The sequence below is a fragment of the Rhizobium sp. BG4 genome (genome assembly GCF_016864575.1).
Lineage (GTDB): Bacteria > Pseudomonadota > Alphaproteobacteria > Rhizobiales > Rhizobiaceae > Rhizobium.
In genome coordinates this window covers 1363835-1372500 of sequence record NZ_CP044126.1, presented here as the reverse complement: position 1 = coordinate 1372500, position 8666 = coordinate 1363835, and the positions used below count along the sequence as shown (strand labels likewise).

Here is an 8666-nt window from a genome sequence, read left to right as displayed (position 1 = left end):
ACGACGACGGCGATATCGGCATGGCGCATGGCGAGCGTCGCGCCGCGCTCGATACCGGCGGGGCTGTCGCAGATGATCCAGTCGAAATGGCGCTTCAGGTCGTTGATGACCTGCTCGACGCCCTCTTCGGTCAGGCAGTCCTTGTCGCGGGTCTGGGAGGCCGGCAGCAGGAACAGCGTCTCGAGCCGCTTGTCGCGGATCAGCGCCTGCGGCAGCTTGGCATCGCCCTGGATGACGTTGACCAGATCGTAGACGACCCGGCGCTCGGCGCCCATGACCAGATCGAGATTGCGCAGACCGACGTCGAAGTCGACGACGACGACCTTCTCGTTGCGCTGCGCGAGTGCTGCGCCGAGTGCCGCGGTGGAGGTCGTCTTGCCAACGCCACCCTTACCCGAGGTAACAACTATGACCTTACCCATATCCCCTCTCCTGCTCCTGAACCAATTCGTCTGTTAAATGAGCCGCGATGCCATGATCGCGTCGTTTTCGAGCCAAAGCTGCGCGGAGTGGCCGCGCAGGTCCGCGGGCAGATCGTCCGCGGTCTTGTAAATGCCGTCGATCGCCAGAAGCTCGGCTTCGAGCTTGCGGCAGAATATGCGCGCCGATGCATTGCCGACCGAGCCCGCAAGCGCCCGGCCGCGCAGCGCGCCGTAAATATGAATGGAACCGCCGGCGATGACTTCGGCGCCCGAGGCGACCGAACCGATGATCGTCACATCGCCTTCCGGAAAGATGATCGACTGGCCGGAGCGGACCGGCTCGTGCAGCACCATCGAGGAGAGCGGCGCGCGGGTGATCACCTGCGGCGCCACGACCTGTACCGGCTCTTCAGCCTTCGGTGCAGCGCCCTTCACAGGCGCAGGCGCCGTTTCCGTCACCTCGACATCCGGCGCCGGGCGGCCGCCCGTCATGCCCGGAGGCATCGTCGCGTCAAGCTGCGAGGGACGCGCGCCTTCGATCCCCATGATCCGCACATTGCGCTCGGCGAGCGCCGCAATCATCGATTTCAGCAGCGCCCGGTCGGCCTGCAGGTCCGAAACGTCGAGAACCACGGGACGCCCCAGGAAGAATCCTGCCGAGCGCGAGGCCAGATCGTCGAGCCGGACCAGCCACTCCTCGAAGGGCAGATCGGGCGTCAAAACGACCGCCAGGAACGAACGGCCTTTGATACGGATGGAGCGTGCGTCGGTTAACACATTAGCAATCTTGGTTAATTTTTGATTGCTTCGGTGTAGCTGCTTCGTGGTTAACAAATAGTTAACGCGGGGCTCCCGGCCGGTACATTCGGTTAACGGCCGGGGGGCTTTGCAAAGGGCCGTGGCAGACGCGCCACAGACTACCTTATCTCGACGGCGAGGTCCTCGACCTTGGGCGCCGTCTTGACCAGTCCCATCTGTTGCATGAAGGCGCCGAAGCGCTCGTAGCGGCCGGTATCGAGAGCGGCGGGGCGCTTGGCGAAGCGCGGCAGCGTGTCGAAAAAAGCCTTGCGGTTCAGCTCGTCGTTGAGATCAGGATAGGCCTTGATGAACATCTGCCAGGCGTCATCGGGGTGGTTGGTGATGAAGACGGAGGCCTGCTCGATCGCACCGAGGAAGCGCGGCAGACGCGAATCGGCAACCGAATCGCGATGGGCGATGAAGATCAGTTCGTCATAGGGCGGCACGCCGTTTTCTTCCGGATAGAAGGCCTTGCCCTCGTGACCCTCGAGCTTCATCTGCGTCAGCTCGAAATTGCGGAAGCCGCCGACGGTCGCATCGACCTTGCCCGCGATCAGCGACGGCGAGAGCGAGAAGTTGACATTGACGAGCTCGACATCGTCCTTCTTGAGACCGGCATTTTCGAGCATCCGCTTCAGCATCGCATCCTCGAAACCGGTGACGGAGAAGCCGACCTTCTTGCCCTTCAAGTCGGCCAGGCTCTTGATCGGCCCGTCGGCCAGAACGGTCACCGTATTCAGCGGCGTTTCGACCAGCGTGCCGATGCGGACGATCGGCAATCCGGCTTCATGATCGAGATAGAGATTGGGCTGGTAGTGGATGCCGATATCGGCCTGCTTGGCGGCAACGAGACGCGGCACCGCGGAGGGGTCGGCGGGCGGAATGAGGGTGACATCGAGACCGGCGGCGGCGAACAGGCCCTTCTCTTGTGCGATCACCATCGGCGCGTGGTCCGGATTGACGAACCATTCGAGCATGACGGTCAGCTTGTCGTTGGCGAAGGAGGGCGATGCGAGGGTCGCGATCGCAAGGAGAGTGGCGGATATCAGACGCAGCATGTTTGCTCCATGATTATGCGGGAAGAAGAAGTCAGTCCGTGGTGGCCCATGGGGTCCAGCCGGAGGTAAGCCTGTCGACGGCGACGCGGCAGATAACGGTCATGGCGGCGAGCACGGCCATGGCGGCAAAGACCATGTCCGTCTGCATGCGGGCATTGGCCTGGACCATGACGAAGCCGAGGCCGGACGACGCCCCGACCCATTCGCCGATCACGGCGCCGAGTGGCGCGAGGGGTGCAGCGATCCTGAGGCCGGAGACGAGGGACGGCAGGGCGAGCGGCAGGCGGATCCGCATCAGCGTCTGCCAATGGCTGGCCTCTGTCAGCGATACCGCATCGAGAATATCCCGCTCGGTGCGGCGCAGCCCGTCGGCAAAGGCGGAGGCGACGGGAAAGAAGATGATGATCGTCGCCATGGCGATCTTCGAGGCAATGCCGAAACCCAGCCAGATAACCAGGATCGGCGCCAGCACGAAGACCGGGAAAGCCTGAAGGATCAGTACCATCGGCCAGACGAGCGTGGCGGCCGCCGGAAAGGCGGCGAGCGCGAAGGCGACGGCCGCGCCCGATATGGCGCCGCAGAGCAGGCCGAGGACGATTTCGAGCGCCGTCGTCAGGCTCTGCTCAAGCAGGAAGAGCGGCTGCCTGCCGAAGACGGCGACGACGTCGGCAGGCGACGGCAGAATGAAATGCGCGGGCGCGAAGATCCAGATGGCCGCCTGCCAGAGAGCGATCAGCAGGGCCACGCCGCCGAGGGCGTTGAGCGGACGCATCGCTAGGCCTTCGCGCGGGCCGGATGCGGGAACGGAAAGACAGACATGGCGAAGCGATCTCCAGACAGAATTGGAGATCCAGGCAAAGCGAAGAAGAAGGGGAGATGCCGCCGGCATCTTGTTCCGTTCCTACGCCGGCATGACCCGGATCAGGTTCAAGGGTCCGGCTCACCGCCATCTCAGCATCGTCAGATGCTCCCCTCGGAATGGGCGGAACCTGTCGTTTTCCCGGCCTGAAGTCAATGGCGCATCTGTCGCAGGCCGGTCGCCAGTCTTGTATTCCGGGGTCTCAGCTACAAAATTAATTAGAGACTTTTGGATCAGGCACCCTACTTGACCCTTAAGCATTAGGGAGACCGAATATGAAATTCGTTATTCTCACCGCGCTGGCTGCCTCACTTGCCGGCATTTCCGCTCAGGCCGCGGACCTGACGCCGCCGCCCGCCCCTGGCGAGCCCGAAGCGATAACACCTGTCTTCACCTGGTCCGGCCCCTATATCGGCGCCGAGGGTGGCTATAGCTGGAACACCTTCGATCCTTCCGGGGCATCGGATGTCGATGCCAATGGCGGCATTCTCGGCGTCTTCGGCGGCTATAACTATCAGTTCGACAACAACTGGGTTGTCGGTGTCGAAGGTGACGTCCTGCACAACTGGAACAAGGAGGATGTAGCCTTTGGCTCGGTCGAGACGACCTGGCAGGGCTCGGTTCGCGCCCGCGTCGGCTATGCCTTCGACAATGCGCTGATCTACGGCACGGCCGGCTGGGCAATCGCCCGGGCCGAGGCCAATCCGGATGTCGGGCCAGACGAATCGGATACGCTGAACGGCTGGACCATCGGCGCCGGCATCGACTACGCCTTCACCCAGAATATCTTTGCCCGCGGCGAATATCGCTACACCGATTACGGCAGCGGCAATTTCGGCGCGGCTGGCGGCGATTTCGACCTGAACCAGAACACGATCATGATCGGCGTCGGCGTCAAGTTCTAGGCGCCACCCATCTCCCCAATGTAAGGGCACGCCTTCGTTCGGCGTGCCCTTTTCTATGATCGCCGGTACGCTTTCCAACATCTCGTGGAAAACCGGAACACCGTGTTGCACTAATTTAGGACTTCGACAAAAGTCATTCCCATCATGAGGAATGCTCACATGCTGTCGGGTCTCGGAACAATCACCATCACGGACGAGAACTATAGTGAGCATGTCGCTTTCGAACTCGGAGAGCGCGATGGCCTGCTTTTCGGCGGCGAGGAAGTGCTGCGCAGAGCGCAGCGGGCCAAGAAGGTCTTCCTGTTTCTGCTGACCTCGCGGCGCGAATTGCGCATCCGCATAGCCAATGTCGAGCATAGTTGCGCCAATTTCGTCGTCATCAGCGAGCCCCTGCCAGCCGCCTGACATGCGAATGGCCACGATGGCCTGAGCGCATCGTGGCCGTCCTGACACCGCCCGTGAGGCAGGCCGCGCCTTAGTTCAGATGCTCGAAATCCGCCATGTTCTTCTGGGTGACAAGCTGGAAGGGGATCCAGACCTCGCGGTCGAGCTTCTCGCCCTTGATCGCCTTCATCGCGGCATCGATCGATCCCTTGCCCTGGCCCTTGGCATCCTGGAACACGGTGACCTTGAGATCGCCTGTCTTCATCGCCTGCAGCGCCTCGGGCGTCGCGTCGATGCCTGAGACGATGATCTTGTCGGTCGAGGCGCCGGCGGCCTTCAGCGCCGAAATCGCGCCGAGCGCCATCTCGTCATTATTGGCGATGATGGCATTGAATTCGACGCCCGATGTCAGCCAGTTGGAAACCAGATCGGCGCCGTTGACGCGGCTCCAGTTGCCGACCTGCTCCTGGGCGACGTTGATGCCGCTGCATTCAGGCGTCTTGACGACATCGTGGACGTCCTGCGTGCGCTGGCGCGCCGCCTGGCTGGTGAGGTCGCCGATCATAATGACGACATTGCCCTTGCCGCCGAGCATGCGACAGACTTCCTTGGTCTGCAACGTGCCGGATTCAGTTTCGTTGGAGCCGACGAAGGCCTGCTGCTTGCCGAGCGTGTTGAGGTCGGTCGGCTGGACATTGACATAGATGAGCGGAATACCGGCATCTTCGGCAACCTTGCTCAGAGCCGGCGTACCGTCGGAATCGACGGGGTCGACGATGATGGCAGAGACGCCGCCGGCGGCAAAATTCTTCACCTGATCGAGCTGCTTGTTGACGTCGGTCGTCGCGTCTTCGATCTGCAGCTCCACGCCGATCGACTTGGCGTAGTCTTCCATGCCGTTGACGATGAGCGTCTGAAAGTTGTTGGACAGCGTGCCCATCGAAACACCGATACGGTCGGCAGCGTGCGCCTGCGACGCAAGCACCAGCGCAACGGCGCTGGCGGTCAGCAATTTCAGCATGTTCTCTCCTCCCAGAGATAAGGCGGCGCCAGGCGGCCGCAGGAAAACGTTAGCCGGGGAAGGCCGTGCGGTCCGCCGATAATTTGATGAAAACGCCTCATTTGCAGGGCATCCGCATAGCAAAGGGCCCGGCTCTGCAGCCGGGCCTTTCTCGGTCGCTCGCTTGGGAAATCAGTCAGCTTGCCTGCTGCTCGCCGCGCGCCTTCTTTTCGGCGCGGCGCCTTGCCTGCTCCATGAAGCGCTTGTCCATGCGCTCCTGGGCCTCGGGCGAACCGTCGTGGAAAGTGCCGAACCACTTGTCGAGCGGGATGACGCCATCGGCGTAATTGCACTCGAAATACTTGTGATGGAGATAGTGGTCGTAGCTGTGCGTATCAATGGCGCTCTCCTCGCCGACGACGATCTTGTCGAAGCCGGCATGGCCCGGTGCCGGGGCAAGGCCTGCATGCGCCAGGTGGAAGATCGCATGGACAGGATTGGACGGCACGATCCAGTGGATCAGCACACCGGAGAAATAGAGGAGGTGCTCGATCGGGTGCATGGCAAGACCGGACCAGGGGCCGGGATTGACGTTGTTATGATGCAGCTTGTGGACGGCATGATACAGCGGCGGCCAGTGGATGAGGCGATGCACCAGATAGAAATGCAGGTCGCGGAAGGTCGGAATAAAGAACATCACGACGACGCAATAGACCGGGTGCTCGGCGAAGGACACATAGGGAATGATGCCGTTGGCGAAAGCCCAGAGCGTCAGCACCTCGAATGCCGTCCAGATCGGCACCGCGCTGGCAAAGGTCCAGATGACATTGTCGACCGTCTGGTTGCCGAAAAGGAAGGCGTCGTTGCCGACAGAGGGCCATTTGGCGTTGAACTTAAAGCTCGTGCCCTGCTTCTTCTGCATGTAGAGGCGCAGATGGAAGGCGCCGAAGAAGACCAGCACGATCGCCGCATTGCGGATGAGCAGATAGGCGATCCAGCCGATCGAGAAGGTCTTTGCCGTCTCCAGCGACGGCGTGGCGTAGAGCCAGAGCAGGGTGCCGATCACCGCGTAAAGGACGTTCCAGGGCATCAGATAGCCCGGATAGCCAAACAGCCATTTCAGGAAACGCAGCGGCTGGACCGGCCAGATGAACACAGGCGGATACTGGATGAGCTTGAACGGCGCCCAGTCGCCGCGTTTGTTGCGTTTGCCGTATAGTGTGTCGTCCATCTGAAATCCTCCAACTCGTGAGGCAAAAATTACCGCAGCCGCAGGGCCAATTCCCATCGCTGTTTTGATGTGTTTTGATCAATTGCGGTATTTCGCCCGAGAGGCTGGAATGCTTGACTGTCCAGGCGAGTTTGGGGGAGGTTTTGATGAAAAAGACGACGCTGCAGGATGTCGCCCGGGAGGCACGACTGGGGATCGCCACCGTCGAGCGGGTCATCAACGGCCGCGGCGGCGTCACCGAAAAGACCGCCGAGAAGGTCATCCGCGCCGCCAAGAAGCTCGGCTATGGCGAGCGTTCGACCGAGACCCATCGTGGCGCGATCCGCATCGAGGTCATTCTTGTGCGGCCGGAGACGTCGTTCTTCGCCCGGCTGAACCAGGCCTTCGAGCGCATATCCGCCTCGCTCGACCGCGCCGTCATCTTGCACCGCACCTTCATCAAGGAAAGCGATCCGATCGGCATGGCGCACCACATTGCCAATCCGAGTTTTCGCCGATCGGGACTGATCATCTGTTCTCAGGACCATCCGAAGGTGATCGAGGCGCTGCGCCAGGTGCGTGCCTCAGGCGTCGAGGTTGCACAGGTGGTGACCCGCTGCGACGATCCCGAGGTTCCCTACCTCGGCATCGACAATTATGCGGCTGGCCGCAGTGCCGCCTATTACATGTCCGGCATGCTGGCGGCGCGGCCAGGACATTTCGCGGCCATCTGCCATAGCGGCGCCTATTCGAACCACCGCCAGCGCATTCAGGGATTCTCGGACTATATGGCCGAGCGCGGGGCTGAAGGCCACGCGCTCTCGCTGGTGATGATGGGCCGCGACGACGATCTGCAATGCGCCGAGCTGCTGGGAGAAGCGCTCAGGCGCGACCCCGAGATCATCGGCGTCTATTCGGCTGGCGGTGGTGATGAGGGCGTCGCCATCGTCCTGCAACAATGGGCCAAGCAGCGGGATATCTTCTGGGTCGGCCACGAACTGACCGAAAAGAAGAAGCGCTATCTGGAAAACGGCCTTCTCGACATCTGTCTCGACCAGGCGCCCGAAGTGCAGGCGCGCCGCTCCGTCGATCTCATTCTGCGCAAGCTCGACATCATCCGCACCGAGGTCATCACCGATCCCGTGCGGTTCATGACCATCAGCGCGCAGAATCTCTAACCAAAACACTCGGGAGGTAAGCCATGCAGACCCTCAATGTCTTCCAGTCGCTCTGGGCGATGGAACTTCGAAGCGCGAGACAGCAGGAGCGATCCCTGGAAGAGAACATCCGCCTGATCGCTGAGGCGGGCTTCGATGGCGTCAGCGCCCACTGGTATGATCGCAGCTATGTGCAGAACCTCGCCGGGCTGTTGAGGGATCACGGGCTGAAGGCGGAAGGACAGTGTTTTCCGAAGACCGTCGATGACTTGAAGCCGGCGCTGGAGAATGCGGCGGAGTTCGGTGTCGCCCATCTCTGCCTGCAGCCGGATGTCCGGTTGCGCCGGATCGAGGACTGCCTGCCGCTGCTCGAAGGCTGGCATCGTCTGGCCGAAGAGGCGCGCATCCCCGTCTTCATCGAGACGCATCGCGACCGGATGACCACCGATCTCTTCTTCACCCTCGACCTGATGGACCGCCTACCGGATCTGAAGCTGCTCGGCGACCTCTCGCATTTCCTGGTCGGCCGCGAATTCGCCTGGCCAGTTTCCGATGAGAACCACGCGCTGATCAACCGCATTCTCGACAGTTCCTGGGCCTTTCACGGCCGCGTCGCCTCGCGCGAGCAGGTGCAGATCGAGATCTCCTTCCCGCATCACAAGCCCTGGCTCGATCTCTTCATGACCTGGTGGGAGTACGGCTTCCGCAGCTGGAAGGGGCGCGCCGGACCGGATGAGGCGCTCGCCTTCACCTGCGAACTCGGCCCGAAACCCTATGCGATCACCGGGCGCGATGGCGAAGACAGCACGGATCGCTGGCAGGAAGCCCTGTTCCTGAAAGACGAGATCAGGGCGCTCTGGTCGCGGCTCTGAA

The 8666-nt window shown here is 61.9% G+C and carries 10 protein-coding genes and 1 riboswitch (1 of these 11 cut by a window edge); of the genes, 4 read left to right on the top strand and 6 right to left on the bottom strand.

Translation table 11 applies throughout. The features are described 5' to 3' along the window. The 4 genes from minD to F2982_RS26460 all read right to left on the bottom strand — a co-directional run. Positions 1 to 422, bottom strand: partial view of a septum site-determining protein MinD gene (gene minD / locus F2982_RS26475; RefSeq protein ID WP_112718510.1) — the 5' portion only. Its footprint begins 394 nt before the window's first position; 422 of the gene's 816 nt are visible here — the first part of the coding sequence; the start codon lies at positions 420 to 422; its stop codon lies beyond the left edge, outside the window. Positions 423 to 455: 33 nt separating this feature from the next. Further along, complete coding sequence (gene minC / locus F2982_RS26470) at positions 456 to 1208, bottom strand: septum site-determining protein MinC (protein ID WP_203431190.1); 753 nt, start codon at positions 1206 to 1208, stop codon at positions 456 to 458. 131 nt (positions 1209 to 1339) lie between these two features. Further along, positions 1340 to 2278 (bottom strand): ABC transporter substrate-binding protein, encoded by a 939-nt coding sequence (locus tag F2982_RS26465; protein WP_203430472.1) that lies wholly within the window; start codon positions 2276 to 2278, stop codon positions 1340 to 1342. Between the two features lie 31 nt (positions 2279 to 2309). After that, positions 2310 to 3050: an ABC transporter permease gene (locus F2982_RS26460; RefSeq protein WP_203430471.1), complete on the bottom strand. Its 741-nt coding sequence runs from the start codon at positions 3048 to 3050 to the stop codon at positions 2310 to 2312. A gap of 109 nt (positions 3051 to 3159) precedes the next feature. After that, a riboswitch (TPP riboswitch) is annotated at positions 3160 to 3262 on the bottom strand. A 150-nt stretch (positions 3263 to 3412) separates the two neighbouring features. Between F2982_RS26460 and F2982_RS26455 the strand changes: the two genes are divergently transcribed. After that, entirely contained in the window at positions 3413 to 4042 is a 630-nt protein-coding gene (locus F2982_RS26455) for an outer membrane protein (RefSeq protein ID WP_203430470.1), read from the top strand. A 159-nt stretch (positions 4043 to 4201) separates the two neighbouring features. Next, positions 4202 to 4447: a hypothetical protein gene (locus F2982_RS26450; protein ID WP_112718516.1), complete on the top strand. Its 246-nt coding sequence runs from the start codon at positions 4202 to 4204 to the stop codon at positions 4445 to 4447. A gap of 70 nt (positions 4448 to 4517) precedes the next feature. Here the strand turns inward: F2982_RS26450 and F2982_RS26445 are convergent, their stop codons facing one another. Next, positions 4518 to 5447, bottom strand: a complete 930-nt coding sequence (locus F2982_RS26445) for a sugar ABC transporter substrate-binding protein (RefSeq protein WP_203430469.1) — start codon at positions 5445 to 5447, stop codon at positions 4518 to 4520. A 175-nt stretch (positions 5448 to 5622) separates the two neighbouring features. Further along, the gene (locus F2982_RS26440) at positions 5623 to 6657 is read right to left on the bottom strand and encodes a sterol desaturase family protein (protein ID WP_203430468.1); all 1035 of its coding nucleotides are present in this window, start codon (positions 6655 to 6657) and stop codon (positions 5623 to 5625) included. A 146-nt stretch (positions 6658 to 6803) separates the two neighbouring features. Here F2982_RS26440 and F2982_RS26435 point away from each other — a divergent pair, with 146 nt between their 5' ends. Further along, positions 6804 to 7814, top strand: a complete 1011-nt coding sequence (locus F2982_RS26435; protein WP_203430467.1) for a LacI family DNA-binding transcriptional regulator — start codon at positions 6804 to 6806, stop codon at positions 7812 to 7814. A gap of 23 nt (positions 7815 to 7837) precedes the next feature. Then, the gene (locus F2982_RS26430) at positions 7838 to 8665 is read left to right on the top strand and encodes a TIM barrel protein (protein ID WP_203430466.1); all 828 of its coding nucleotides are present in this window, start codon (positions 7838 to 7840) and stop codon (positions 8663 to 8665) included. The last annotated feature ends 1 nt before the right edge of the window (position 8666 follow it).

What these genes read in the sequence shown, in the direction of transcription:
- F2982_RS26465 (WP_203430472.1), bottom strand. Translation starts at nt 2,278, where the DNA reads ATGCTGCGTCTGATATCCGCCACTCTCCTTGCGATCGCGACCCTCGCA.
- F2982_RS26460 (WP_203430471.1), bottom strand. Translation starts at nt 3,050, where the DNA reads ATGCGTCCGCTCAACGCCCTCGGCGGCGTGGCCCTGCTGATCGCTCTC.
- F2982_RS26455 (WP_203430470.1), top strand. Translation starts at nt 3,413, where the DNA reads ATGAAATTCGTTATTCTCACCGCGCTGGCTGCCTCACTTGCCGGCATT.
- F2982_RS26450 (WP_112718516.1), top strand. Translation starts at nt 4,202, where the DNA reads ATGCTGTCGGGTCTCGGAACAATCACCATCACGGACGAGAACTATAGT.
- F2982_RS26445 (WP_203430469.1), bottom strand. Translation starts at nt 5,447, where the DNA reads ATGCTGAAATTGCTGACCGCCAGCGCCGTTGCGCTGGTGCTTGCGTCG.
- F2982_RS26440 (WP_203430468.1), bottom strand. Translation starts at nt 6,657, where the DNA reads ATGGACGACACACTATACGGCAAACGCAACAAACGCGGCGACTGGGCG.
- F2982_RS26435 (WP_203430467.1), top strand. Translation starts at nt 6,804, where the DNA reads ATGAAAAAGACGACGCTGCAGGATGTCGCCCGGGAGGCACGACTGGGG.
- F2982_RS26430 (WP_203430466.1), top strand. Translation starts at nt 7,838, where the DNA reads ATGCAGACCCTCAATGTCTTCCAGTCGCTCTGGGCGATGGAACTTCGA.